The following is a 25,566-nucleotide window of genomic DNA, read 5'->3' on the forward strand; positions in this document are numbered from 1 at the left end:
CACAGCGGCCCCGCGCACGTTCACGGTGAGCGAGGCGTGAGGCGAGTCTCCACTTCCGGTGTGCAGGCAATAGGATGAATACCTGTGACTCCAGCTGACCTTGCCGAACTGCTCCGCGGAACCGCAGCGAGCGTCCTTGCCGATCGTGGCCTCGACGTATCCGTGCTACCCGAAACCCTCACCGTCGAGCGACCACGCAACCCCGAGCACGGCGATTACGCCACCAACATTGCCATGCAGGTAGCCAAGAAGGTCGGCACGAATCCCCGCGAGCTGGCGGGCTGGATCGCCGAAGCCCTCACCGCTGCCGACGGAATCGAATCCGCCGAGATCGCCGGGCCCGGCTTCCTCAACATTCGGTTGGACAAGGACGCCCAGGGCGCGATCGTCGTGTCGGTTCTCGAAGCCGGTGCGTCGTACGGCTCGGGTGACTCCCTCGCCGGCAAGAAGATCAACCTCGAATTCGTCTCCGCCAACCCCACCGGACCGATTCACCTCGGTGGAACCCGTTGGGCCGCAGTCGGAGACGCGCTCGGACGCATTCTGTCCGCGCAGGGTGGTTTGGTAACACGTGAGTACTACTTCAACGATCACGGTGCCCAGATCGACCGCTTCTCGCGTTCGCTGATCGCTGCAGCGAAGGGTGAACCTGCTCCCGAAGACGGTTACGCCGGTGCATACATCGCCGACATCGCCGCCTCGGTTCTGAAGCAGCGTCCCGACGTCATGGATCTGCCTGCCGACGAGCAGCAGGAAACCTTCCGCGCCATCGGCGTCGAATTGATGTTCACGCACATCAAGCAGACCCTGCACGACTTCGGCGTCGACTTCGACGTCTACTTCCACGAGAACTCGCTCTTCGAATCCGGTGCGGTCGAGAAGGCCGTCGAATCCCTCAAGGGTTCGGGCAACCTCTTCCACGAAGACGGTGCGTGGTGGCTCAAGAGCACCGACTACGGCGACGACAAGGACCGCGTCGTCATCAAGAGCGATGGCAACGCCGCCTACATCGCCGGTGACATCGCCTACTTCCAGAACAAGCGCGCCCGTGGGTTCGACCTCTGTATCTACATGCTCGGCGCCGACCATCACGGTTACATCGGCCGTCTCAAGGCTGCCGCTGCCGCATTCGGCGACGATCCGGACACCGTCGAGGTGCTGATCGGCCAGATGGTCAACCTCGTCAAGGACGGCACTGCCGTCAAGATGAGCAAGCGTGCAGGCACCGTCATCACCCTCGACGACCTGGTCGAGGCAATCGGCGTCGACGCCTCGCGTTACGTCATGATCCGCTCGTCGGTCGACTCGAGCATCGACATCGACCTCGACCTGTGGACCAAGACCAGCAGCGAGAACCCCGTCTACTACGTGCAGTACGCGCACGCACGCCTCTCGGCGATCGCCCGCAACGCCGCAGACCTCGGTCTGTCCGCCGACGCGAGCAACCTCGCCCTGCTCACCGTCGAGCAGGAGGGTGACCTCATCCGCACGATCGGCGAGTATCCACGCGTCGTGTCGAGCGCTGCGAATCTGCGTGAGCCGCACCGTATTGCCCGCTACCTCGAAGAACTCGCGGGTGCGTACCACCGCTTCTACGGCGCGTGCCGCATCCTTCCGCAAGGCGACGAAGACGCCACCGACGTGCACCGCGCGCGTCTGGCTCTCTGCGCCGCCACCCGACAGGTCCTGGCCAACGGTCTCGAACTGCTCGGCGTCACCGCACCGGAGCAAATGTGAACGCGCACCCCGCCGGCCCCAAGCATGCCGAGCAGTTGCAGGCCCCCGGCTTGCCCGACCGTCCGACCAGCCCCGAAGCCTTCGGCGAACTCTCACCGCAGGTGTGGCCGCGCAACGCTTCTCGCGGCGACGACGGTGAAGTGACCCTCGCGGGTGTCAAGGTCGGTGAACTTGCCGAGAAGTACGGCACTCCGTTGTTCGTCATCGACGAGGACGACTTCCGTTCACGCTGCCGTGACATGGCCCGCGCCTTCGGCCCGGATGCCAAGGTGCACTACGCATCCAAGGCATTCCTCTGTGGCGAGATCGCACGCTGGGTCGCCGACGAAGGCCTCTCGCTCGACGTCTGCTCCGGCGGCGAACTGGCGATCGCGTTGCACGCGGACTTCCCGGCCGAGCGAATTGCCATGCACGGCAACAACAAGTCAGTCGCCGAACTGGCCGCTGGTGTCGCCGCGGGCGTCGGACACGTCGTGCTCGACTCGTCGATCGAGATCGACCGACTCGATCGTGTCGCCGGTGAGGCCGGTGTCGTTCAGGACGTGTTGATCCGACTGACCGTCGGCGTCGAAGCGCATACTCACGAATTCATCTCCACCGCACACGAGGACCAGAAGTTCGGTTTCTCGCTGGCCGGGGGAGCGGCGATCGACGCGGTCCGTCGCGTCTTCGCTGCCGACAACTTGCGCCTGGTCGGCCTGCACAGCCACATCGGTTCGCAGATCTTCGACGTCGACGGTTTCGAGGTGGCAGCGCACCGCGTGATCGGTTTGCTCCGCGACGTCGTCACCGAGTTCGGAGTCGAGAAGACCAAGCAGATTTCGATCATCGACCTCGGCGGCGGCATGGGGATCTCGTATATCCCCTCCGACGACCCGCCGCCCGTCGACGAACTGGCAGCAAAGCTCGGCCACATCGTGCGCAACGAGTCCGCATTGGCCGGATTGCCGGAGCCGACGCTTGCCGTCGAACCCGGCCGCGCCATCGCCGGACCTGGCACGGTGACGCTCTACGAGGTCGGCACCATCAAGGACGTCACGGTGGGTAGCTCGCTGACACGCCGCTACATCAGCGTCGACGGCGGGATGAGCGACAACATCCGCACGTCCCTCTACGGTGCGGAGTACGAAGCCAAGTTGGTTTCGCGAACTTCCGAGGCTGATCCCGTCGTTGCACGTATCGTCGGTAAGCACTGCGAGTCCGGTGACGTGGTCATTCGGGACACCTGGATGCCCGAGGACGTCGGGCCCGGTGATTTACTAGCGGTAGCAGCGACCGGTGCATACTGCTATTCGATGTCGAGCAGGTACAACCTGCTCACCCGCCCAGCCGTGGTGGCGGTGCGTGACGGAGTCTCACGCGTGATTCTGCGGAGGGAAACAGTGGAAGATCTGCTCAGCTTGGAGGTATCGCAGTGACGAGCGAATCGGCGCATCGCGCTATCGGTGTGGCCGTTCTCGGCCTCGGCAACGTCGGGAGCGAGGTCGTCCGGATCATTCGTGAGCAGGCCGAGGAACTCGAAGCTCGCGTCGGCGCCCCGTTGGAACTGCGGGGGGTTGCCGTCCGCCGTATCGGCTCGGACCGCGGAATTCCCGAGGAACTGCAGACGACGGACGCCGAGTCCCTGGTCGGTCGTGACGACGTCGACATCGTGGTCGAGGTGATCGGCGGAATCGAGCTCCCTCGCAAGCTGATTCTCTCTTCGCTCAACTCCGGCAAGTCGGTCGTGACCGCCAACAAGGCGCTGCTCGCGGACCACACCGGTGAATTGGCGGAGGCTGCAGAGGCCAACTCTGTCGACCTGTACTTCGAGGCCGCTGTTGCCGGTGCGATCCCCGTGATCCGCCCGCTCACACAGTCGTTGGCCGGAGACCGTGTCAACAAGGTCGCCGGAATCGTGAACGGCACCACCAATTTCATCCTTTCGGCGATGGACGAGACCGGCGCCGACTACGAAGAGACCTTGGCCGAAGCCGGACGCCTCGGATACGCGGAAGCCGACCCGACCGCGGACGTCGAAGGCTACGACGCCGCGGCGAAGGCAGCGATCCTCGCGTCGATCGCGTTCCACACCCGCGTCACTGCCGCGGACGTGTACCGCGAAGGAATCTCCACGATCACCTCCGCCGACCTGGCGTCGGCGAAGGCACTCGACTGCACGATCAAGTTGCTCTCGATCTGCGAGCGCATTGTCACGCCCAAGGGCAAGGAGCGGATTTCCGCCCGCGTGTACCCGGCGCTGGTTCCGCTCAGCCATCCGCTGGCCTCGGTCAACGGCGCGTTCAACGCCGTTGTCGTGGAAGCAGAGAACGCCGGCCGGCTCATGTTCTACGGCCAGGGTGCAGGCGGCGCCCCCACCGCTTCCGCGGTGATGGGTGACCTGGTGATGGCTGCGCGCAACAAGGTTCACGGCGGACGCGGCCCCCGCGAGTCCAAGTACGCCAAGCTCAAGGTCGCCCCGATGGGCGACATCCTCACGCGCTACTACGTGAACATGGAGGTCGCGGACAAGGAAGGTGTGCTGTCCGCAGTCGCCGCCGAGTTCGCCAAGCACGGCGTGAGCATCTCCGTCGTCCGCCAGGAGGGCGCCGGCGCCGGCGCGCGTCTGGTGGTCGTCACTCATGTAGCAACCGACGCGGCTCTCTCCGAGACCGTGGCGGCTCTCAACGAACTCGAATTCGTCACCGCTGTGACCAGCGTGCTGCGACTGGAAGGCACTGAACAATGACCGGCATCGTCAACCCCGTCCACAAGGCATGGCCGGGTCTCATCGAGGCATACCGGGACCGTCTCGCGATCGGTGACAACTGGAAGACCGTCACCCTGCGCGAAGGCGGCACCCCGCTCCTGCCGGCCGGCCACCTCTCCGAGATCACCGGCTGCGACGTCTACCTCAAGGTCGAGGGTCTCAACCCCACCGGTTCCTTCAAGGACCGCGGCATGACGATGGCCGTCACCGACGCCTTGGCCCGTGGCCAGCGTGCAGTTCTGTGCGCGTCCACCGGCAACACCTCCGCCTCGGCCGCTGCGTATGCAGCCAAGGCCGGCATGACCTGCGCCGTGCTCATCCCGCAGGGCAAGATCGCCATGGGCAAGCTTGCGCAGGCAGTCATGCACGGTGCCAAGATCATTCAGGTCCAGGGCAACTTCGACGACTGCCTCGAGCTGGCACGCAAGACCACGGCCGAATTCCCCACCATCGGTCTCGTCAACTCGGTCAACCCGGTGCGCATCGAAGGCCAGAAGACCGCGGCATTCGAGATCATGGACGTCCTCGGCAAGGCTCCCGACGTGCACGCACTCCCGGTCGGAAACGCCGGGAACATCACCGCGTACTGGCGCGGATACTCCGAGTACTACGCGGACGGTCTGACCACGGTCAAGCCCCGCATGCTCGGTGTCCAGGCAGCCGGAGCGGCTCCGCTGGTCAACGGTGCACCCGTCAAGGATCCCGAAACCATCGCCACCGCAATCCGAATCGGTTCTCCCGCGTCCTGGAACGGCGCTGTCGCCGCGAAGGAAGAGTCGAACGGTGCATTCCGTGCCGCCACCGACGAGAAGATCCTCGAGGCTTACCGTCTGATCGCCGCCACCGAGGGCGTCTTCGTCGAACCGGCGTCGGCAGCCAGCGTCGCCGGCCTGCTTGCCGCACGTGCAGAGGGCTGGCTCGAGCCGGGCCTGACCGTCGTGTGCACGGTGACCGGTAACGGTCTCAAGGATCCTGACACGGCTTTGAAGGGTATGCCGAACGTCGAGCCGATCGGTGTCGATCCCGTTGCCGTCGCGGCTGCCCTCGAGCTTGCATAGTGTCCGTGGATTCATCGACCACTCCGCGGAATCCGGTGTCTGACATGACTATAACCCTGCCTATCGGCCTTTCGGTGACTGCTCGCGTCCCGGCCTCGAGTGCAAACTTGGGGCCGGGGTTCGACACCCTCGGTCTGGCGTTGGGGTTGTACGACGAAATCGTGGTCACCACAACGGATTCAGGCCTTCAGATTCGCGTCGAAGGTGAAGGCGCTGCCGACGTGCCCTGGGGTCCTTCGCATCTCGTGGTCCGCGCCATCGAGCGTGGTCTCGAGGCGGCCGGAGTGTGGGCCAGTGGCCTGGACGTGTTGTGCCGCAACGCGATTCCACATTCGCGCGGGTTGGGATCCTCGGCTTCCGCGGCTGTCGGTGGATTGGCAGCAGCCAACGGTCTGGCGCGCGCTCTCGATGCCGAGATCGGCTTGACGGAAGAGCAGTTGGTTCAGCTCTCGTCCGAGTTCGAAGGTCACCCGGACAACGCGTCTGCCAGTGTTCTCGGTGGCGCAGTCGTCTCGTGGAGTTGCCCACCGGCCGTCGAAGGCGACGAGCCGATCTACTCCGCGGCCAAACTCGACGTCCATCCCGACATCCGTGCTGTGGCACTGGTTCCCGAGGAGCGGTCGTCCACCGCACACACTCGCGGGCTCCTGCCCGAATTGGTTCCGCACCAGGATGCCTCGTTCAACGCGAGCCGCAGCGCGCTCGCCGTCGTTGCGCTCACTGCTCGGCCCGATCTGTTGATGGCGGCCACCGAGGATCGCCTGCATCAGGCACAGCGCGCACCCGCGCTTCCGCTCACGACGCGATGGATCGGGATCCTGCGCGAGGCGGGTATTGCTGCGACCGTTTCCGGAGCCGGCCCCACCGTGTTGGCGCTCAGCACAGAACCTTTCCCCGTCGAACTCGCGGAAGCGGCGCGGGCAGACGGACTACGTGTGCTCGAATTGGACATCGCCGACGGCGTCGAAGTATCCACGACGACGGTCTGATCCCTGCCTTGGTCCAGGTGATCGCCCACTACCGATCGGTAGTGAACTGACACACCCAGTCGTCCAAATTCTTGCCGGACTCAGGTTTGGGCGCTATCCTGGGCTATGTCCGTACATCGTGCGCGTCAGTCGCCGGTGCATCACCAGGGGGCAAAACTCCTTCCCAATCGGGGTCCACAGTCCTTGGCATGATTCTCGCAGGCATGATCCTCACGCTTGTACCTTCTCCGAAGGTTTGAATCCTCCGCGGATCGAACACTCAGAGGTTCCATCACTCTGGGGTTCAACACACGGGGGAGTGAATCGTCGACGAAGGCGCGTTGGGCAGGTTTGCGAGCGCATGAAAAGTTTGAGGCGAGAGTTTCCGACAATCATGTGACGGCGGACAAGCCGGCAGTTCTGGACAGCAACCACGTACGGCACCACCGAGTTCGGTATTCAATCGAACTGCGGGACGAACCCTCGACTTTGCGCAGTGCGAGTGAGGGAAGGAAAGGACCTCCGTGACCGATACGGACCTCATCGCCACTTCTGCACCCGCCGGGTCGGAATCAGGCGACAATTCTCAGGCGTCATCTTCAGCATCGAACGGTGCGGTGGCGACCTCCACGAAGCGTGCCGAAACGCGCCGTGGTGCCGGACTCTCCGGCATGGTGCTCACCGAACTCCGCACTCTTGCGGGTGAACTGGGCATCAAAGGCACTTCCGGCATGCGCAAGGGTGACCTGATCGCAGCCATCAAGGAGCGCCAGGGCGGCAGCGCGAAGGCTGCACCCGCACAGAGTGAACTCACTCTCGACGACGCACCCGTTGCGCGCACTCGTGCCAAGAGCACTCGCGCCGCACGCACCGAAACCCCCGCAGCCGAAACAGCTCCGGCAGCCGAGTCGGCTCCTGCCGAGGCCGCGCCTGCGCGTACCGAATCCGCCGAGGATTCCGATCAGAGCGCACCCCGTCGCGGACGTCAGCGTCGTGGCGCCGCTCGTCGTGCAGGTTCACCCGACCAGGGCGAACTGAGCATCGAGCAGGAAGCTCCTTCGGTGAAGTCCGACGCGGACACCGCGAAGGCCGCCGATTCTTCGAAGGTCGCCGAGACCGCCAAGGCCGAGGCTCCGGCCGAGCGTCCTGCGCGCACCGAGGGCAAGTCCGACGCTGATCAGGCTCCCGCCGAGCAGGGCAACGAGCGTCCCCGCCGCGAGCGAAACCGGGACAACCAGGGCCAGCGGGACAACCAGGGCCAGCGCGAGAACCAGGGCAACCGGGGCAACCAGGATCGCCAGGATCGCCAGGACCGTCAGGATCGCGGCAATCAGAACAACGCCGGCCAGAACAACGCCGGTCCTCGCACGGACAACCGCAACAACGGGCCGGACGACGACGAAGAGGGTGGACGCGGACGCCGGGGACGCCGTTTCCGCGAGCGCCGTGGCCGTGGTCGCGATCGCGGTGAGGGTGGTGCACCCAACGATTCGCGCGAGACCGAGATTCGTGAGGACGACGTCCTTCAGCCGGTCGCCGGCATCCTCGACGTCCTCGACAATTACGCCTTCGTGCGTACGTCCGGGTACCTCGCCGGTCCCAACGACGTCTACGTCTCCATGAACCTGATCCGCAAGAACGGCCTTCGCCGTGGCGACGCCATCACCGGTGCCGTCCGCGTCTCGCGTGACGGTGAGCAGGGCAGCCAGCGTCAGAAGTTCAACCCGCTGGTCCGTATCGACACGGTCAACGGCGGCGACGTCGAGGCCGCGAAGAAGCGCCCCGAGTTCAACAAGCTCACGCCGCTGTACCCGAACCAGCGTCTGCGCCTCGAGACCGAGCAGCACATTCTCACCACGCGTGTCATCGACCTGGTGATGCCCATCGGTAAGGGCCAGCGCGCCCTCATCGTGAGCCCGCCCAAGGCCGGTAAGACCAGCGTGTTGCAGGCGATCGCGAATGCCGTCGCCACCAACAATCCTGAGTGCTACCTGATGGTCATCCTCGTGGACGAGCGTCCCGAGGAAGTGACCGACATGCAGCGCAGCGTGAAGGGTGAGGTCATTTCCTCCACCTTCGACCGCCCGCCGGGAGATCACACCGCAGTTGCCGAGCTGGCAATCGAGCGTGCGAAGCGCCTGGTCGAGATGGGTAAGGACGTCGTCGTACTGCTCGACTCCATCACGCGTCTGGGTCGTGCATACAACAACTCCTCGCCGGCGTCGGGACGCATCCTCTCCGGTGGTGTCGACTCGACGGCGCTCTACCCGCCGAAGCGTTTCCTCGGTGCTGCCCGCAACATTGAGAACGGTGGATCGCTCACCATCATCGCTACCGCAATGGTCGAGACCGGATCCACCGGCGACACCGTGATCTTCGAAGAGTTCAAGGGCACCGGCAACGCCGAGCTCAAGCTCGATCGCAAGATCGCCGAACGCCGCGTGTTCCCGGCCGTGGACGTCAACCCGTCCAGCACGCGTAAGGACGAGTTGCTCCTGAGCCCGGACGAAGCTGCGGTGCTGCACAAGCTCCGTCGCGTCCTGTCCGGTCTGGACTCGCATCAGGCCATCGATCTGCTGATCGATCGACTGAAGAAGAGCAAGAACAACCTCGAGTTCCTGATGCAGGTCTCCAAGACCGCACCGGGTGCGATCGACGACTGATCGATTCGACGTCAAAAGGCCCACAACCAGCTGGTTGTGGGCCTTTTGCGTGGGCGGAACAAAACCGAGCGACAGTGCGTTGACAACTTCGTACAGCCACCCCGAGGCGTGCGAGACGCGGATTATCCGGTGAGGTACCGCATCTGGCATACTGAACGGCCGAGTCCGGTTCCGGTTCACGATGTCGATTGGCGACGTCGACCCGGCGACCATTGAAAGGGACACCATGAAGGCAGGAATCCACCCAACCTACGTAGCGACCACCGTCGTCTGCGGTTGCGGTAACACGTTCGAGACCCACAGCACCAAGGAGTCCGGACGCATCAACGTCGAGGTTTGCTCGCAGTGCCACCCGTTCTACACGGGCAAGCAGAAGATTCTCGACACCGGTGGACGCGTCGCTCGCTTCGAGGCTCGCTACGGCAAGCGCGCAGACAGCAAGGTCCCGGCCACCGAGTCCTAGCTGTTCCGCCGACGCCCGATCTGCCATGCGCAGATCGGGCGTCGGCTTTTTTGTGCCTGCACTCGGTTTGCGCGTTTCCCGGGTCCCGGCGTCGAAATACCTTCAAGCGCGCACCGTAGGAATCGAAACTCAGAGCGGAGCGAACCATGGCAGGCGCAACCCAGCCCTCGGCCATCGACGACATCTTGGCGGAGCACGCCGGTCTCGAAGCACAGATGTCCGATCCGGCGCTGCACAACGACCCTGCCGCTGCCAGGCGCGTCGGTAAGCGGTTCTCCGAGCTCTCGCCGATCATGTCGACGTACAACAAGCTCACCGCTGCGCAGGACGATCTGGAAGCCGCGCGCGAACTAGCCGCCGACGATTCCAGCTTCGCCGCCGAGATCCCCGATCTCGAAGCCGAGGTCGCGCAGCTCGAGCAGACGCTTACCGATCAGTTGGCGCCGCGTGATCCGCATGACGGCGACGACATCGTCCTCGAAGTGAAGTCCGGTGAGGGCGGCGAAGAATCCGCGCTCTTCGCCTCGGACCTGGCCCGCATGTACGTCCGCTACGCGGAACAGCATGGCTGGCGCGTCGAGATTCTCGACGCGACGGTCTCCGATCTCGGCGGATACAAGGAAGCCACGCTGTCGATCAAGAGCAAGTCGGACACCCCGGACGGAGTGTGGGCGCGGCTGAAGTTCGAGGGCGGCGTTCACCGCGTCCAGCGAGTGCCTGTCACCGAATCCCAGGGACGCGTTCACACTTCGGCTGCCGGCGTTCTGGTCTACCCGGAGCCCGAAGAGGTCGAGCAGGTCCAGATCGACGAAAGTGACCTGCGTATCGACGTCTACCGTTCGTCCGGCAAGGGCGGTCAGGGCGTCAACACGACCGACTCTGCTGTCCGAATCACGCACCTTCCGACCGGCATCGTCGTCACCTGCCAGAACGAGCGTTCGCAGCTCCAGAACAAGGCGCGCGCCATGCAGGTCCTTGCAGCCCGTTTGCAGGTAGTCGCCGAGGAAGCCGCGGACGCTGAAGCGTCGGCAGGTCGCCAGAGTCAGGTTCGGACGGTGGACCGTTCGGAGCGCATCCGCACCTACAACTTCCCCGAGAACCGCATCACCGATCACCGCATCGGATTCAAGTCGCACAACCTCGACGCGGTGCTCGACGGTGAGCTCGACGCACTTCTCGATGCATTGGGCAAGGCGGACCGAGAGGCGCGTCTCGCGGCCGAGTAGATGCAGACCATGACTGACCTCCATCCCGCCGGGAACTCGGTGAACCGCGTGTCGGTCGAGCGTGGCAGGCTGTACCCGTGAGTCGACTTCCACTTCGTTTGGCGCTGATCGAAGCTGCAAAACAGCTCGACGCCGCAGGTGTGCCCAGCCCACGCACCGACGCCGAGTTGTTGGCATCCCACCTGCTCGGGGTCGAACGCACGCGTCTCGGACTGATTCCGTTGGTCGATCCCGAGGTCATCGCGGCGTTCGACGAGTTGGTTGCCCAACGGGTGAAGCGGATTCCGTTGCAGCACATCATCGGAGTCGCGTCGATGGGCAACATCGACGTCGCTGTCGGGCCGGGTGTCTTCATTCCGCGGCCGGAAACCGAACTGCTCATGGGTTGGGCACTCTCGTTCCTCGAAGGTTGCGGAAGCAAGCCGCCGGTAGTTCTGGACCTGTGCACGGGATCGGGTGTACTCGCGCTGTCCATCGCCGAGGCCCGTCCGGACGCCGTCGTTCACGCCGTGGAGAAGGAGCCCGCCGCGTTGGCGTGGGCGCGTCGTAATGCTGCCGACCGCGAGGCCGCCGGTGATACACCGATCCATCTGCATCAGGGTGATGTCACCGATCGGAACCTGTTGCCAGGGCTCGAGGGCGGCGTCGATCTGGTCGTGTCCAATCCGCCGTACATCCCCGAAGGCGCGCAATTGCAGCCTGAGGTCATGGATTACGACCCACACACCGCACTGTTCGGCGGTACCGACGGTCTGTCCGTCATCAAACCCATGATCAGCAACATCGCACGGTGGCTTCGAATCGGCGGCGCGGCAGGCATCGAGCACGACGACACCAACGGGGACGGCGTCGCTGCGCTGTTCTCGGCGCGCCGGGTATTCGGCGAGGTCGCGCAGCATCCAGATCTTGCCGGTCGTCCGCGATTCGTCGTCGCCAGACGTGTCGCCACCGACGTCGAAGCACAGCGGAATCGAACGCCCGAAGCGCAGAGTGAAAGGATGGCTGAGTGAGCACCGTGTACGACTGCAGTCAGACAGATTCCCGAACCGCAGGCTTGGCCGCCGCGAAGAACGCGCTCAAGGCCGGCCGACTCGTAGTTCTCCCTACCGACACCCTTTACGGACTCGCCGCCGACGCGTTCGACAGCGAAGCTGTCACGAGTCTTTTGCGCGCCAAGGGACGCGGGCGAGACATGCCCGTCCCGGTTCTGGTCGGATCGTGGAACACCATCGACGGGCTCGTCTACAGCGTGCGCCCGCAGGCACGGGATCTGATCCGCGCATTCTGGCCCGGCGGACTGAGCCTGGTCGTCGAGCAGGCGCCTTCACTTGCCTGGGACCTCGGTGATACCCGCGGAACCGTCATGCTCCGCATGCCCTTGCATCCAGTTGCCCTCGAACTGTTGCGCGATGTCGGACCGCTTGCCGTCTCGAGCGCCAACATTTCGGGGCGTCCGCCGGCAACTACCGTCGAGGAAGCCCGAGATCAGCTCGGCGGATCTGCCAGCGTGTATCTCGACGGGGGCAAGGCCGAACACGCCGTTGCTTCCACGATCGTCGACCTGACCGGCAATTCACCGCGTATCTTGCGAGTGGGTGCCGTCTCGGCAGAATCCATCGCCGAGGTATTGGGCACCAGTCCGGAAAGTCTCGTAGAGGGAGTTTCGTAACGATGGTCGGCGCCGGCGGCCAGCGCGCGGGGGAATCCACGTATTGGGGACCGGATTTCGGTGAGCTTGCCACGGCAGACCCCGAGATCGCGGCTGTTGCGCTGGCCGAACTCGAGCGTCAGCGCGACGGACTTCAACTCATCGCGAGCGAGAACTTCACCAGCCCTGCCGTACTGGCTGCCTTGGGTTCGACCCTGAGCAACAAGTACGCCGAGGGCTATCCGGGTCGGCGTTACTACGGCGGGTGCGAGTACGTCGACGTAGCCGAGAATCTGGCGATCGATCGGGCAAAGGCGCTGTTCGGCGCCGAGCACGTCAACGTCCAACCGCATTCGGGGGCCACTGCGAATCTCGCGGTGTACGCCGCATTCGCCAAGCCCGGCGACACCGTATTGGCGATGAGTCTGCCGCACGGTGGGCATCTGACTCACGGGTCTCGCGTCAGCTTTTCTGGGCAGTGGTTCACCACCGTTCCCTATCACGTCGATTCGGCCACCGAATTGATCGACTACGACGAGGTTCGCACCCTAGCTCTGGCGCACAAGCCGAAAATCATCGTCGCCGGCGCGACCGCGTACTCCCGCACCATCGACTTCGCAGCCTTCCGCTCGATCGCGGACGAGGTCGGTGCGATCCTGTGGGTCGACGCCGCCCACTTCATCGGACTGGTGGCAGGCCGGGCGATACCGTCGTGCGTTCCGTACGCCGACGTCGTCTCCGCGACGACGCACAAAGTCCTCAGAGGCCCGCGCGGCGGAATGATCCTGTGCCGCAGCGAGCATGCCTCGGCTGTAGATCGCGCGGTGTTCCCCTTCATTCAAGGCGGCCCGATGATGCATGCGATCGCCGGGAAAGCGGTTGCGTTCAAAGAGGCGTCGACGCCGGAATATCGTTGGTATGCACAGGAAGTGGTTGCCAACGCATCGGCACTCGCGCTGTCGTTGGAAGCTCGCGGTCTGCGCACCGTGTCCGGTGGAACCGACACACATCTGGCGCTTCTCGACCTGCGCGCAAGCGGTGTCACCGGAGTCGACGCCGAGCGTAGGTGCGGACTGGCTTCGATCACGCTCAACAAGAACGCGATTCCGTTCGATCCGCAGTCGCCCGCCGTCACGTCCGGAATCCGCGTCGGATCCGCGGCCGTCACGACCCAGGGTTTCAACCGCTCCGACATGAGCGTGGTGGGGGAGTTGATCGCGCGCGCAGTTGTCGCGGACCCCGCCACCACGTCAGGAGAGGCCGAGTTGGCAGCAGTTGCCGACGGCGTTCGCGAACTGGTCCGGGCAAAGCCTGCCTATGCCCGCCAGACGGGTGATCTCGAGCAGTGATCACTTCCTACGAGGCGACCACGTATCTGGCACAGGGTGGCGGGGGAGCGGGTGTTCCCATCCGTGAACTTTTGCTCGTGCTGTGTACGGCGGCGGTGGTGACCTACCTGGCGACTGGCGCAGTCCGGTTGTTGGCGCTGAGGTTCGGCGCTGTCGCGATTCCTCGTGATCGGGACGTTCACGTCGAGCCGATTCCGCGCCTCGGTGGCGTCGGAATGTATGTCGGCATGGCTGTCGGTCTGCTGTTTGCGCAGCAATTACCCGCGCTCACAAGAGGTTTCGGCTTCGGCAGTCCTGACGTACACGCTGCGCTCGTAGCTGGCGCCGTCATCGTCCTCGTGGGTGTGATCGACGACAGGTGGGGCCTCGACGCCCTCACCAAATTTGTCGGTCAGGTGACTGCTGCCGGCGTTCTCGTGGTGATGGGCGTCAGCTGGTTCATCATCTACAACCCGTTCGGCGGTGACGGTGGGTCCACCATCATCCTCGATCAGATTCAATCCGGACTGTTCACCGTTGCTGTTGCCGTCGCGACCATCAACGCCATGAATTTTGTCGACGGTCTCGACGGATTGGCCGCCGGGTTGGGGCTGATCGCGGCGCTCGCCATCCTCATCTTCTCGATCGGTCTTCTCCACGATCAGGGCGGCGACGCGAGTGTCTACCCGCCGGCGATGATCGCGGCGGCCTTGGCAGGCGCTTGTCTCGGTTTTCTTCCACACAACTTCAATCCAGCGCGCATTTTCATGGGCGATTCCGGGTCGATGTTGATCGGTCTCATGCTGGCCGCGATCTCCACCAGTGCATCCGGTCGTATTCCGCTCGCTGCTTACGGAACCCGCGACCTCGTCGGCCTCCTCGCGCCGTTGTTGCTGGTCGGGGCTGTGATGTTCATCCCGATGCTGGACATGCTCCTGGCCGTGATCCGCCGGACGAAAGCGGGCGTCAGTCCGTTCAGTCCGGACAAGATGCACCTGCATCATCGCCTCTTGCAGATCGGACACACGCACCGACGAGTTGTGCTGGTCATCTACCTGTGGGTCAGCGTCCTGGCGTTCGGTGCCGTCGGATCCTCGCTGCTCAATCGTCAGCTGGTTGTTGTACTCGTCGCGGCCGGTTTGGTTCTTGCGTTGTTCTTCACTGCGGTGCCTTCGCTGATCGATCGCAAGCAGCAGCGTCGCTAGCCAAGTTTTCCGATCCATTACCCTTGGGCATCGTGACGAACACGCCGCAGCCTGTACCTGCCTCGCAACCCATCCCTGATTCGACCGCCGCCATGAAGTCGGCCGTGAAGTGGGGTGTGATGGGGCTGATCGCGCTGGCCGTGGTCGGCGCGCTCCTGGGCGGGCTCTTCGCCGGTAAGGAAGGCGTCTACGGCGCTCTGATCGGCGCAGCCGTCGGCGGCGGGTTCATCCTGTTCACGGCGTTGGGCGTGCTGCTCACAGCGAAGCTGCCTGCGCTCACGGCCGGTGCCGTTCTGCTCGGTACCTGGCTGCTGAAGATGATTCTCGCGATGGTGGTTCTCTTTGTCCTCTCGGACATGGATTTCTACAACAAGACCGCCCTCGTCCTGGTCATCATCATGTCGCTGGTCGTGGTGCTCGGTGCGGAGACTTACGGCGTCCTGGGAACCAAAACTCCGTACGTCGATCCCGCTCCCAGCAGCAACGTCGACGACGACGAGTAGTACTACAAGAGGTAACTAATCGGACTTCCAGGTACCCCATCTACACAATGTCGTAGATGACTTGATAAGGTTCGGTTCAAGCGAGAGCAATGGTGGGCCGAGTAACACTCAGCCGACGATGCCATGTGCTCGCAGGTGGTCGAAATTCTGACCACTGAGTCGACGAGAGTCGCCGACACCGACAGACGCCAGGCCCCTCTAGGGTTCTCCAGCTGCTGACGAATGCGCGAGTCGAACTTGTCGACTTGTAGATCGTCAATGTCCGATCGAACCGCAGTCAATGATGGCTGCGGACCGACTACGGGAGAGAACGCTGAGCGTCACCACCCTGGCCGCGGATGAATTCCATGCGCCGTCACTAGACGATTTTTTCCCGCCCTCCGTGTTGATTCACGCGGGCCCCTTCGAGCTCGACCGTCTGATGCTGATTCGTCTGCTGATGTCGGTGCTGGTCGCAGCCTTCTTCGTGATCGCGATGCGCAGTCCTCGATTGGTTCCCCGTGGGATGCAGAACGCCGCCGAGCTTGCGCTCGACTTCGTTCGTATCAACATCGCCGAGGAGATCCTGGGCAAGGAACAGGGCAAGCGCTTCCTGCCGGTCATCACGACGATCTTCTTCATCGTGGTCGCCAGCAACCTGGCCAGCATCATTCCTTTCCTGAACATCTCGCCGAACGCACGAATCGGTATGCCCCTGGTACTCGCGGCGCTCGCCTACATCGTGTTCAACTACGTCGGAATCAAGAAGTACGGCTTCTTCAAGTACGTCAAGAGCAGCATCGTCGTTCCCGGCGTCCCGCTGCCCCTGCACTTCTTGTTGGTGCCCATCGAGTTCATCTCGACCTTCATCCTGCGCCCGTTCACGCTGATGGTTCGTCTCATGGCCAACATGTTGGCCGGCCACATCCTGCTGGTGCTGTTCTTCAGCGCGACGAACTACTTCTTCTTCGTGTCCGGCGGATTCCAGGCGATCTTCGGCGTTCCGTCGATCATCGCCGGTATCGCATTCACGTTCTTCGAGCTGCTGGTCATCTTCCTGCAGGCTTACGTGTTCGCGTTGCTGACCGCGGTGTACATCGAACTGGCGCTCCACGCCGACGAGCACTGACCTTTTACCTCCTCACCAGCTACACCAAGAACTGAGCCTCTTGCCGAATCCGGCAGAGGTCAACAGAAAGGGAATGGAACACCATGAGCATCGCTTACCTCGCTCAGGAAGTTGTCGAGACCAAGTCGCGCGGCTACGGAGCCATCGGCTACGGCCTCGCAGCAATCGGCCCCGGCATCGGCGTGGGCATCGTTGTGGGCAAGGCAATCGAAGGCATGGTCCGCCAGCCCGAGATGGCCGGACAGGTTCGTACCACCATGTTCCTCGGTATTGCATTCACCGAGGCCCTCGCATTGATCGGCCTTGTCGCCGGTTTCATTTTCTAAGACAGACATGGGAGCCACCTTCGCAGTGCTCGCGGCAACAGAGGAGACACACAATCCTCTCTTGCCCGAGACATACGACATCGTGTGGTCCGCGGTTGCGCTCGTCGTAGTCGGTTTTGTCTTCTGGAAGCTCGTTCTTCCGAAGTTCCAGAAGGTCTTGGCCGAACGCACCGAGCAGATCGAGGGCGGCATCAAGAAGGCCGAAGACGCACAGGCAGAGGCAGCGGCCGCGCTCGAGCAGTACCGCGCGCAGCTCGCCGAAGCTCGTACCGAGGCAGCGCAGATCCGTGAGGAAGCGCGTACCCAGGGTCAGCAGATCATCGCTGACATGAAGGTTCAGGCGCAGGACGAGAGCGACCGTATCGTGGCCGCAGGCCACAGCCAGCTCGTCGCCCAGCGTCAGCAGATCGTCGCTGAGCTCCGCTCGGATCTCGGCAAGACCGCTGTAGACCTGGCCGAGAAGGTCATCGGGGAGTCCCTCGCCGACGACGTGAAGCGCGCCGGAACGGTTGATCGTTTCCTCAACGAGCTCGACACCGTCAGCGCTGATTCAGCCAGGAAGTGAGCAACATGTACGCAGCGAGCCGTGAAGCCTTGGCGCAGACTCGTTCTGCGCTGAGCAGTGCCCTGGGCGCCGTCTCTGCAGGAGCCGCAACTGCTGCTTCTGCTCAGGCTGGGTCCGAGCTCTTCTCGGTGGTCGAGGTACTCGACGGCCAGCGCGCTCTTCGCAGCGCGCTGGCTGACGCTTCGGCACCGGCCGCTGGTCGCCAGGCTTTGGCAGAGCAGTTGTTCTCCGGAAAGGTCGGCGCCGAGGCGCTCGCCACCGTGAAGGCAGCCGCAGGCCAGGACTGGTCTGCGGCCCGCGACTTGGTCAACTCGCTCGAACTGCTCGGACGCGAAGCTCTGCTCCGCGCCGCAGCCGATCAGAGCCAGTTGGACACCGTTGAGGACGAGCTCTTCCGTCTCGGTCGCATCGTGGCAGGGGATCCCAGCCTGGAGCAGACGCTCTCGGATCTGTCGGTTCCCGCAGCCCGCAAGCGTGAGTTCCTCTCCCGCTTGCTCTACGGCAAGGTCACCGCGGTCACCGAGGCACTCGCCGGACAGGCCGTCGGCCGGTTGAAGTCTGCACCCGCAGACACTTTCGATCAGCTGTCGAATCTTGCCGCAGCGCAGCGCGATACCACCGTTGCTCACGTTCGCAGCGCCTCGGCGTTGAGCTCGGAGCAGTCGGATCGCTTGGCCAGCACTCTTACCCGCACCTACGGGAAGCCGGTAGCAGTACACGTCGAGGTTGATCCAGAACTCCTCAGCGGCTTGGTCGTCCGGGTGGGCGACGAGGTTATCGACGGCAGCGCAGCGGGTCGACTCGCAGCACTGCGGAAGAACCTCAAGTAGTCCTTCAGCCGAACACATACTCCAGATCTTTTCGAAGACCAGACACCGAGAGCAGGAAAAACATGGCGGAGCTGACGATCTCCTCCGACGAGATCCGTAGCGCGATCGACAACTACACCGCGAGCTACTCCCCGGAGGCCTCCCGTGAGGAGGTCGGCACAGTGACCGACACCAGTGACGGCATTGCGCACGTCTCTGGCCTGCCTTCGGCTATGTCCAACGAGCTGTTGGAGTTCCCCGGTGGAATCGTCGGCGTCGCGCTCAACCTGGATGCCACCGAAATCGGTGCCGTCATCCTTGGCGATTACCAGAACATTCAAGAAGGCCAGGAAGTAAAGCGCACGGGCGACGTTCTGTCGGTTCCCGTCGGCGATGCTTTCCTCGGCCGCGTCATCGACCCGCTGGGTGCGCCCATCGACGGCCTCGGCGAGATCGAGAGCACCGAGAACCGTGCACTCGAGCTCCAGGCCGCTTCGGTGCTCGAGCGCCAGCCGGTCGAAGAGCCGCTCCAGACCGGTATCAAGGCTATCGACGCCATGACCCCGATCGGCCGCGGCCAGCGCCAGCTCATCATCGGCGACCGCAAGACCGGCAAGACCGCGGTCTGCATCGACGCCATCCTGAACCAGAAGGCCAACTGGGATTCCGGCGATGTCAACAAGCAGGTGCGCTGCATCTACGTTGCCATCGGTCAGAAGGGTTCCACCATCGCGGGCGTCAAGGCTGCCCTCGAGGAGAAGGGCGCGATGGAATACACCACCATCGTTGCTGCTCCGGCATCTGATTCCGCAGGCTTCAAGTGGCTCGCACCGTACACCGGCTCGGCCATCGGCCAGCACTGGATGTACCAGGGCAAGCACGTTCTGGTCGTGTTCGACGACCTGACCAAGCAGGCAGAGGCGTACCGCGCCATCTCGCTGCTGCTGCGTCGCCCGCCGGGACGCGAGGCTTACCCCGGTGACGTCTTCTACTTGCACTCCCGTCTGCTGGAGCGTTCGGCGAAGCTGTCCGACGCACTCGGCGGTGGCTCGCTGACGGCTCTGCCGATCATCGAGACCAAGGCGAACGACGTCTCGGCTTACATCCCGACCAACGTCATCTCCATCACCGACGGTCAGGTGTTCCTCGAGTCCGACCTGTTCAACAAGGGCGTTCGCCCCGCGATCAACGTCGGTATCTCGGTCTCCCGCGTCGGTGGCGCTGCACAGACCAAGGGCATGAAGAAGGTTTCCGGTTCGCTGCGTCTGGAACTGGCTCAGTTCCGTGAGCTCGAAGCGTTCTCCGCCTTCGCTTCCGACCTCGACGCTGCCTCCAAGGCTCAGCTCGAGCGCGGCGCCCGTCTGGTCGAGTTGCTCAAGCAGGATCAGTACAGCCCGATCCCCGTCGAGGACCAGATCGTCTCGATCTACCTGGCCGGCGAAGGCATCTTCGACAGCGTTCCGATCGGCGATGTCCGTCGCTTCGAGAAGGAACTGCTCGAAGACCTCAAGCACTCGGCTGCTGGCGTCTACTCCAGCATCAACGGCGGTAAGGCACTCGATGCCGACAACGCTGCTGAGCTGATCACCGCGACGAACAAGTTCAAGGAAGGCTTCATCGCATCCGACGGAAGCCGGGTCGTGAACGAAGCCGAGGCTGACGCTTTGGGCGCCGACGAGGTCGCGAACGAGCAGATCAACGTCAAGCGCAAGACCGTCAGCAAGTGACGTACGCGCCCATGACACTGCGAATTCCGAAGGGAGAGTGATTGATCGATGGCGAGCATTCTCGAATTGCGGTCTCGTATCAAGTCGGTCAACTCGACCAAGAAGATCACCAAGGCACAGGAACTGATCGCGACTTCGCGTATCACCAAGGCTCAGATTCGCGTCGCCGCGTCCAAGCCGTATGCCGAGGAGATCACGAAGGTACTCACCGAATTGGCGAGTGCGTCTGCTTCGCTCGATCACCCGTTGCTCAACGAGCGTCCGGAGCCCAAGCGGGCAGCGGTCCTCGTTGTCACCAGTGACCGCGGCATGTGTGGTGGCTACAACTCCAACGTCCTCAAGCAGGCAGAAGAGCTCATGGCTCTCCTCCGCAGCGAGGGCAAGGAGCCGGTCGTGTACGTGCTCGGTTCCAAGGGGCTCGGCTACTACACGTTCCGCGGCCGCGACATCGGTGCTGCGTGGACGGGCTTCTCGCAGGATCCGGGTTACTCGGATGCCGCGAAGGCCAGCCGCCACCTGGTGGAGCTGTTCATGGCTGGTTCGGGTAACCAGGTTGCCGCTCCGAACGGTGAAGGCACGATCGAGGGCGTCGACGAACTCCATATCGTCTACACCCGGTTCGTGTCGATGCTGACGCAGACTCCCGAGGTTCGCCGTATGGCTCCTCTCGAGGTCTTCGTGTCGGAAGAGCGCATCGAACTCGGTGACGACATGCTGACCAACGGCCACGACGACGACCATGACAATGGCCCCGTCGCGGACTTCAGCTTCGAGCCCGAGCCCGAGAAGCTTCTCGGCGCTCTTCTCCCGAAGTACGTCAGCACTCGTATCTTCTCGTCGCTTCTCGATGCTGCGGCATCGGAGTCGGCAGCCCGTCGTACTGCCATGAAGGCCGCGACGGACAACGCAAACGAACTGGTGAACACGTTGAGCCGTCAGGCCAACCAGGCTCGCCAGGCCCAGATCACCCAGGAAATCAGCGAGATCGTCGGCGGCGCCAACGCGCTCGCCTCGAGCGCAGGAAGTGACTAGCACATGACCGCAGCAGTAACCGAAAACAACGGGGCAGGTTCGGCTTCGGCCGTAGCCGGCCGCGTCGTGCGGGTCATCGGTCCCGTCGTGGACGTTGAATTCCCGCGTGGCGCTGTTCCTGAACTGTTCAACGCCCTGAACGCCGAGATCACGCTTCCCTCGGTCGCCAAGACGCTGACGCTCGAGGTTGCACAGCACCTCGGTGACAACCTGGTCCGCACCGTCTCCATGCAGCCCACCGACGGACTCGTCCGCGGCACTGCAGTGACCGACTCGGGCAAGCCGATCTCGGTTCCCGTCGGTGACGTCGTCAAGGGCCACGTGTTCAACGCACTGGGCGATTGCCTCGACACCCCGGGCCTCGGCCGCGACGGCGAGCAGTGGGGAATCCACCGCAAGCCACCAGCCTTCGATCAGCTCGAAGGTAAGACCGAGATCCTCGAGACCGGCATCAAGGTCATCGACCTCCTCACCCCGTACGTCAAGGGTGGAAAGATCGGCCTGTTCGGTGGCGCCGGCGTCGGCAAGACCGTTCTGATCCAGGAAATGATCACGCGTATCGCTCGCGAGTTCTCGGGCACCTCGGTGTTCGCAGGCGTCGGTGAGCGTACCCGTGAGGGCACCGACCTCCACCTGGAAATGGAAGAGATGGGCGTCCTCCAGGACACCGCCCTTGTCTTCGGCCAGATGGACGAGCCGCCCGGAACGCGTATGCGCGTCGCCCTGTCCGCACTGACGATGGCGGAGTACTTCCGCGACGTTCAGGGCCAGGACGTTCTGCTGTTCATCGACAACATCTTCCGCTTCACGCAGGCAGGCTCCGAGGTTTCCACCCTCCTCGGCCGTATGCCTTCGGCAGTGGGCTACCAGCCCACGCTGGCGGACGAGATGGGTGAGCTCCAGGAGCGCATCACCTCGACCCGTGGTCGCTCGATCACCTCGCTGCAGGCTATTTACGTGCCCGCCGACGACTACACCGACCCCGCGCCGGCTACGACGTTCGCGCACCTCGATGCCACCACCGAGCTTTCGCGACCGATTTCGCAGATGGGTATCTACCCCGCTGTGGATCCGCTGAGCTCGACCTCCCGCATCCTGGAGCCCGGCATCGTCGGTGCCGAGCACTTCCGCGTTGCCAACGAGGTCAAGCGCATCCTGCAGAAGTACAAGGAACTGCAGGACATCATCGCCATCCTCGGTATGGACGAGCTTCAGGAAGAGGACAAGGTCCTCGTCGGCCGCGCCCGTCGTATCCAGAAGTTCCTCGGCCAGAACTTCATCGTTGCCGAGAAGTTCACCGGTGAGCCCGGCTCCGTCGTGCCGCTCCGCGACACGATCGAAGCCTTCGACCGCGTCTGCAAGGGCGAGTTCGATCACCTGCCCGAGCAGGCATTCAACAGCTGCGGTGGACTCGACGACGTCGAGGCTGCAGCCAAGAAGATGGCCGGGAAGTAGTCCACGATGGCTGAGATGACCGTAGAACTCGTTGCCGTCGAGCAGCGCTTGTGGTCTGGTTCGGCGACGCTGGTCAGCGCTCAGACCACCGAGGGTGAAATCGGAATCATGCCTGGGCATGAGCCGGTCCTCGGCCAGCTGATCGAGGGCGGAACCGTGTCGATCACCTCGGTCGACGGCGAGCGTATCGTTGCTGCGGTACACGGAGGATTTCTCTCCGTCACTGCGACGACGGTGACGATCCTTGCCGAGTCCGCGGACATGGCACAGGACATCGACGTCGAGGCAGCCAAGGCTGTCTTGGCCGAGAACTCGGGCGACCTCGAAGCGATTGCGGTCGCCAAGGGTCAGCTCCGGGCCGTCGAGCGCGCGTAAGTTACTCGAGTAAAGCCGCGACGGGAGCCGACGAACAGTGACATTCGGAATGACTGTGTTGATCATTCTGGTTGTGCTGCTCGCGGTTCTCGTCGCGGCTTTTCTGTATCGTCTGCTGGTTCTGCGTCGCGGCGGTACCGCTGCACTGCTTCGTGTTCTGCCATCCCCGGGGGACAGCGGGTGGCGTCACGGAATCATTCGCTACGGCGAAAGCACCTTCGTCTTTTTCAAACTGTCGAGTCTGCGGCCGGGCCCGGACTCCAGGATTGATCGTCAAGGAATCGAGGTCGAGAGCCGTCGCTCTCCCTCGGGTACCGAATTCGACATCATGAGCGACGACATCGTCGTGGTCAAGGTCAACGACGGCTCGTCGGCCTACGAAATCGCTTTGGACAGTGGAGCATTGACAGCGTTCCTGTCCTGGGTGGAATCGCGGCCGGACGGGCGCGCCCGTAGGCGACGCACCGCCTGACCGGTTCCGCTCAAGCTCCGGCGCCGGGCTTCCAGAGCACATCGCCTTCAGGATTTGCCACTCTTCCCATGATGAAGAGCAGATCCGACAATCTGTTGAGGTATTTCGCGGGGAGCACGCTCGTGTCCTCCGGGTTCGCATCGATGGCGGACCAAGCCGCACGCTCCGCACGCCGCGAGACGGTTCTTGCTACGTGAAGCAGGGCTCCCAAGGCGGTACCGCCCGGCAGAATGAACGAATTCAACGGTGCCAGTTGCTCATTGAGCTCATCGCACCATCCTTCGAGTCGATCGATGTAGGACTGAGTCACTCGTAGCGGCGGGTACTTCGGGTTCTCGACCACGGGGGTGGACAAGTCGGCCCCTGCGTCGAAAAGGTCGTTCTGGATCTGGCGCAGCATTGCAAGGAGATTCTCCGGGGGAGTGCCGAGGGCAACGGCCACACCGATCGCTGCATTGGTCTCGTCGCAATCCGCGTAGGCGATCAGACGCGGATCGTTCTTGGACACGCGGGAAAAATCGCTGAGGCCCGTGGTCCCGTCGTCGCCGGTCCGGGTGTAGATCTTCGTCAGGTGAACAGACATAGGGCTACGGTACCGGCGCGGTGCCGACGAGGTTGTGGCTCTAGGCTGTGAACCGTGAGTGAGCACTTTCTTGTGACCGGGGGTAACCGCCTCGAAGGTGAAGTACTGGTGGGAGGGGCCAAGAACAGTGTGCTGAAGCTGATGGCCGCGGCGCTGTTGGCCGAAGGCACCACTGTCGTGACCAACTGCCCGGACATTCTCGACGTACCGCTGATGGCGGACGTTCTGCGAGGTCTGGGCTGCGAAGTCGAACTCGAAGATTCCGAAGTGCGGATCACGACGCCGGCCGAGCCGAAGTATCACGCTGACTTCGATGCGGTGAAACAGTTCCGAGCGTCAGTGTGTGTTCTCGGTCCGCTGGTCGCGCGTTGTCGACGCGCTGTTGTTGCCTTGCCTGGAGGTGACGCCATCGGTTCTCGGCCCCTCGACATGCACCAATCCGGGCTCCGCCTGTTGGGTGCGCGCAGCGAGATCGAACACGGATGTGTAGTTGCCGAGGCAGACGACCTGCATGGAGCGAACATCCGCCTGGTCTTCCCGTCTGTGGGTGCAACCGAGAACATCTTGATGGCAGCGGTCCTCGCCCGTGGTGAGACAGTGATCGACAACGCTGCACGTGAGCCCGAGATCGTGGATCTGTGCAACATGCTCAACGAGATGGGCGCCAAGGTATCTGGCGGCGGAAGTTCGACGCTCACCATTCAAGGCGTCCGCAAGTTGGAACCGACTACGCACCGCGTCATCGGTGACCGGATCGTTGCCGCAACATGGGGTGTCGCTGCCTCCATGACCAGGGGTGACGTCCGCGTTCGCGGGGTGAACCACAAGCATCTCGGACTGGTCCTCGACAAGCTTCGGACGGCCGGCGCGGAGGTGACTCCCGAGGTTGACGGTTTCCGCGTCATTCAGCGTGAACGGCCTAAAGCGGTCAATTTCGCAACATTGCCGTACCCCGGATTCCCGACCGACCTGCAGCCGATGGCAATCGGTTTGGCGGCGGTTGCCGAAGGCACGTCGATGATCACCGAGAACGTATTCGAATCGCGTTTCCGATTTGTCGAGGAAATGATCCGACTCGGCGCCGACGCCCGAACTGACGGTCACCATGCGGTGATCCGCGGAGTTCCGGTGTTGTCGAGTGCACCGGTGTGGTCTTCGGATATTCGGGCCGGCGCCGGGCTCGTGCTTGCGGGGTTGGTTGCGGACGGAACCACCGAAGTTCACGACATCTTCCACATCGACCGTGGGTACCCGCGATTCGTCGAGAATCTCCGTGGACTCGGGGGAGTGATCGAGCGGGTGGGCTCCGAATAGCTTCGGTGCTCGGCGTCACACTCGGGCCTATTCGCAGTTGGCGGAAAGGCTCAACGGTCTGACCTGGTCTTAATCGGCCAATTCGGTGTGGTGACCAGGCGATTTGTGAATTGATTGAAGGTTCGCGTAACTTATTCCAAGTCAGAGCGACACGGACACCGACTCCCGCCTTCACGGCGAGTGACACGAGGTTGGACGAAGTGCCTGACCAAATTTCGAAGTAGTTTCCATCGTGTATGGTTGTGCTTCACC

The 25,566-nt window shown here is 63.3% G+C and carries 24 protein-coding genes; 23 read left to right on the top strand and 1 reads right to left on the bottom strand.

Annotated elements, in window-relative coordinates:
* Positions 1-84 precede the first annotated feature (84 nt).
* The 22 genes from argS (at position 85) to ABIE52_RS32660 (ending at position 23,417) form a co-directional block, all read left to right on the top strand.
* A complete protein-coding gene (gene argS / locus ABIE52_RS32555; RefSeq protein ID WP_003941360.1) occupies positions 85-1,737 on the top strand; it encodes an arginine--tRNA ligase in 1,653 nt (550 codons plus the stop codon).
* On the top strand, positions 1,734-3,155 hold the full coding sequence (gene lysA, locus ABIE52_RS32560; protein WP_003941384.1) for a diaminopimelate decarboxylase: 1,422 nt from the start codon (positions 1,734-1,736) through the stop codon (positions 3,153-3,155). The genes argS and lysA overlap by 4 nt, the downstream gene beginning before the upstream one ends.
* Positions 3,152-4,465, top strand: coding sequence for a homoserine dehydrogenase (locus tag ABIE52_RS32565; RefSeq protein ID WP_007726192.1), 1,314 nt, complete (start codon positions 3,152-3,154; stop codon positions 4,463-4,465). Before lysA ends, ABIE52_RS32565 begins: the two co-directional genes overlap by 4 nt.
* The gene (thrC, locus tag ABIE52_RS32570) at positions 4,462-5,544 is read left to right on the top strand and encodes a threonine synthase (protein WP_003941280.1); all 1,083 of its coding nucleotides are present in this window, start codon (positions 4,462-4,464) and stop codon (positions 5,542-5,544) included. The genes ABIE52_RS32565 and thrC overlap by 4 nt, the downstream gene beginning before the upstream one ends.
* 44 nt (positions 5,545-5,588) lie before the next feature.
* Positions 5,589-6,533 (top strand): homoserine kinase, encoded by a 945-nt coding sequence (thrB, locus tag ABIE52_RS32575; RefSeq protein WP_007726194.1) that lies wholly within the window; start codon positions 5,589-5,591, stop codon positions 6,531-6,533.
* A 503-nt stretch (positions 6,534-7,036) separates the two neighbouring features.
* Positions 7,037-9,175 carry a transcription termination factor Rho gene (gene rho, locus ABIE52_RS32580; protein ID WP_007726195.1) on the top strand — a complete coding sequence of 713 codons (2,139 nt, stop codon included), beginning with the start codon at positions 7,037-7,039 and terminating at the stop codon, positions 9,173-9,175.
* 226 nt (positions 9,176-9,401) lie between these two features.
* The gene (gene rpmE, locus ABIE52_RS32585; RefSeq protein ID WP_003941310.1) at positions 9,402-9,638 is read left to right on the top strand and encodes a 50S ribosomal protein L31; all 237 of its coding nucleotides are present in this window, start codon (positions 9,402-9,404) and stop codon (positions 9,636-9,638) included.
* A gap of 146 nt (positions 9,639-9,784) precedes the next feature.
* A complete protein-coding gene (prfA, locus tag ABIE52_RS32590) occupies positions 9,785-10,864 on the top strand; it encodes a peptide chain release factor 1 (RefSeq protein WP_192713359.1) in 1,080 nt (359 codons plus the stop codon).
* Positions 10,865-10,941: 77 nt separating this feature from the next.
* Positions 10,942-11,874, top strand: coding sequence for a peptide chain release factor N(5)-glutamine methyltransferase (prmC, locus tag ABIE52_RS32595; protein ID WP_030537333.1), 933 nt, complete (start codon positions 10,942-10,944; stop codon positions 11,872-11,874).
* Positions 11,871-12,533 carry an L-threonylcarbamoyladenylate synthase gene (locus tag ABIE52_RS32600; RefSeq protein ID WP_003941345.1) on the top strand — a complete coding sequence of 221 codons (663 nt, stop codon included), beginning with the start codon at positions 11,871-11,873 and terminating at the stop codon, positions 12,531-12,533. The genes prmC and ABIE52_RS32600 overlap by 4 nt, the downstream gene beginning before the upstream one ends.
* 2 nt (positions 12,534-12,535) lie before the next feature.
* Positions 12,536-13,861 carry a serine hydroxymethyltransferase gene (gene glyA, locus ABIE52_RS32605; protein ID WP_192713358.1) on the top strand — a complete coding sequence of 442 codons (1,326 nt, stop codon included), beginning with the start codon at positions 12,536-12,538 and terminating at the stop codon, positions 13,859-13,861.
* On the top strand, positions 13,858-15,045 hold the full coding sequence (locus tag ABIE52_RS32610) for a glycosyltransferase family 4 protein (protein WP_030537335.1): 1,188 nt from the start codon (positions 13,858-13,860) through the stop codon (positions 15,043-15,045). Before glyA ends, ABIE52_RS32610 begins: the two co-directional genes overlap by 4 nt.
* A 32-nt stretch (positions 15,046-15,077) precedes the next feature.
* Complete coding sequence (locus tag ABIE52_RS32615; RefSeq protein WP_030537336.1) at positions 15,078-15,548, top strand: Cg1360 family ATP-synthase-associated protein; 471 nt, start codon at positions 15,078-15,080, stop codon at positions 15,546-15,548.
* Positions 15,549-15,828: 280 nt separating this feature from the next.
* Positions 15,829-16,656: a F0F1 ATP synthase subunit A gene (atpB, locus tag ABIE52_RS32620; protein ID WP_030537337.1), complete on the top strand. Its 828-nt coding sequence runs from the start codon at positions 15,829-15,831 to the stop codon at positions 16,654-16,656.
* A gap of 83 nt (positions 16,657-16,739) precedes the next feature.
* Positions 16,740-16,982: an ATP synthase F0 subunit C gene (locus ABIE52_RS32625; protein WP_003941327.1), complete on the top strand. Its 243-nt coding sequence runs from the start codon at positions 16,740-16,742 to the stop codon at positions 16,980-16,982.
* A 7-nt stretch (positions 16,983-16,989) separates the two neighbouring features.
* The gene (locus ABIE52_RS32630; protein ID WP_019749173.1) at positions 16,990-17,547 is read left to right on the top strand and encodes a F0F1 ATP synthase subunit B; all 558 of its coding nucleotides are present in this window, start codon (positions 16,990-16,992) and stop codon (positions 17,545-17,547) included.
* Positions 17,548-17,552: 5 nt separating this feature from the next.
* Positions 17,553-18,377, top strand: a complete 825-nt coding sequence (locus tag ABIE52_RS32635) for a F0F1 ATP synthase subunit delta (protein WP_003941304.1) — start codon at positions 17,553-17,555, stop codon at positions 18,375-18,377.
* 62 nt (positions 18,378-18,439) lie between these two features.
* Positions 18,440-20,083: a F0F1 ATP synthase subunit alpha gene (atpA, locus tag ABIE52_RS32640; protein ID WP_192713357.1), complete on the top strand. Its 1,644-nt coding sequence runs from the start codon at positions 18,440-18,442 to the stop codon at positions 20,081-20,083.
* A gap of 48 nt (positions 20,084-20,131) precedes the next feature.
* Positions 20,132-21,115, top strand: a complete 984-nt coding sequence (locus ABIE52_RS32645; RefSeq protein WP_003941320.1) for a F0F1 ATP synthase subunit gamma — start codon at positions 20,132-20,134, stop codon at positions 21,113-21,115.
* A gap of 3 nt (positions 21,116-21,118) precedes the next feature.
* On the top strand, positions 21,119-22,570 hold the full coding sequence (gene atpD, locus ABIE52_RS32650) for a F0F1 ATP synthase subunit beta (protein WP_003941349.1): 1,452 nt from the start codon (positions 21,119-21,121) through the stop codon (positions 22,568-22,570).
* A 6-nt stretch (positions 22,571-22,576) separates the two neighbouring features.
* Complete coding sequence (locus ABIE52_RS32655; protein WP_003941287.1) at positions 22,577-22,945, top strand: F0F1 ATP synthase subunit epsilon; 369 nt, start codon at positions 22,577-22,579, stop codon at positions 22,943-22,945.
* Positions 22,946-22,994: 49 nt separating this feature from the next.
* Positions 22,995-23,417, top strand: coding sequence for a DUF2550 domain-containing protein (locus ABIE52_RS32660; RefSeq protein ID WP_029255703.1), 423 nt, complete (start codon positions 22,995-22,997; stop codon positions 23,415-23,417).
* Between the two features lie 10 nt (positions 23,418-23,427).
* On the opposite strand, the gene ABIE52_RS32665 is transcribed toward ABIE52_RS32660, so the two are convergent.
* Positions 23,428-24,000, bottom strand: a complete 573-nt coding sequence (locus tag ABIE52_RS32665; protein ID WP_003941362.1) for a cob(I)yrinic acid a,c-diamide adenosyltransferase — start codon at positions 23,998-24,000, stop codon at positions 23,428-23,430.
* A gap of 54 nt (positions 24,001-24,054) precedes the next feature.
* On the opposite strand from ABIE52_RS32665, the gene murA reads away from it, so the two are divergent.
* Complete coding sequence (gene murA / locus ABIE52_RS32670; protein ID WP_003941314.1) at positions 24,055-25,314, top strand: UDP-N-acetylglucosamine 1-carboxyvinyltransferase; 1,260 nt, start codon at positions 24,055-24,057, stop codon at positions 25,312-25,314.
* Positions 25,315-25,566: the final 252 nt, after the last annotated feature.

It is taken from the genome of Rhodococcus sp. OAS809 (genome assembly GCF_040546695.1).
In the GTDB taxonomy this organism is placed as follows: Bacteria; Actinomycetota; Actinomycetes; order Mycobacteriales; family Mycobacteriaceae; genus Rhodococcus_F; species Rhodococcus_F qingshengii.

What these genes read in the sequence shown, in the direction of transcription:
- thrC (WP_003941280.1), top strand. Translation starts at nt 4,462, where the DNA reads ATGACCGGCATCGTCAACCCCGTCCACAAGGCATGGCCGGGTCTCATC.
- thrB (WP_007726194.1), top strand. Translation starts at nt 5,589, where the DNA reads ATGACTATAACCCTGCCTATCGGCCTTTCGGTGACTGCTCGCGTCCCG.
- rpmE (WP_003941310.1), top strand. Translation starts at nt 9,402, where the DNA reads ATGAAGGCAGGAATCCACCCAACCTACGTAGCGACCACCGTCGTCTGC.
- prfA (WP_192713359.1), top strand. Translation starts at nt 9,785, where the DNA reads ATGGCAGGCGCAACCCAGCCCTCGGCCATCGACGACATCTTGGCGGAG.
- glyA (WP_192713358.1), top strand. Translation starts at nt 12,536, where the DNA reads ATGGTCGGCGCCGGCGGCCAGCGCGCGGGGGAATCCACGTATTGGGGA.
- atpB (WP_030537337.1), top strand. Translation starts at nt 15,829, where the DNA reads ATGATGGCTGCGGACCGACTACGGGAGAGAACGCTGAGCGTCACCACC.
- ABIE52_RS32625 (WP_003941327.1), top strand. Translation starts at nt 16,740, where the DNA reads ATGAGCATCGCTTACCTCGCTCAGGAAGTTGTCGAGACCAAGTCGCGC.
- ABIE52_RS32630 (WP_019749173.1), top strand. Translation starts at nt 16,990, where the DNA reads ATGGGAGCCACCTTCGCAGTGCTCGCGGCAACAGAGGAGACACACAAT.
- ABIE52_RS32635 (WP_003941304.1), top strand. Translation starts at nt 17,553, where the DNA reads ATGTACGCAGCGAGCCGTGAAGCCTTGGCGCAGACTCGTTCTGCGCTG.
- atpA (WP_192713357.1), top strand. Translation starts at nt 18,440, where the DNA reads ATGGCGGAGCTGACGATCTCCTCCGACGAGATCCGTAGCGCGATCGAC.
- ABIE52_RS32645 (WP_003941320.1), top strand. Translation starts at nt 20,132, where the DNA reads ATGGCGAGCATTCTCGAATTGCGGTCTCGTATCAAGTCGGTCAACTCG.
- atpD (WP_003941349.1), top strand. Translation starts at nt 21,119, where the DNA reads ATGACCGCAGCAGTAACCGAAAACAACGGGGCAGGTTCGGCTTCGGCC.
- ABIE52_RS32655 (WP_003941287.1), top strand. Translation starts at nt 22,577, where the DNA reads ATGGCTGAGATGACCGTAGAACTCGTTGCCGTCGAGCAGCGCTTGTGG.
- ABIE52_RS32660 (WP_029255703.1), top strand. Translation starts at nt 22,995, where the DNA reads ATGACTGTGTTGATCATTCTGGTTGTGCTGCTCGCGGTTCTCGTCGCG.
- ABIE52_RS32665 (WP_003941362.1), bottom strand. Translation starts at nt 24,000, where the DNA reads ATGTCTGTTCACCTGACGAAGATCTACACCCGGACCGGCGACGACGGG.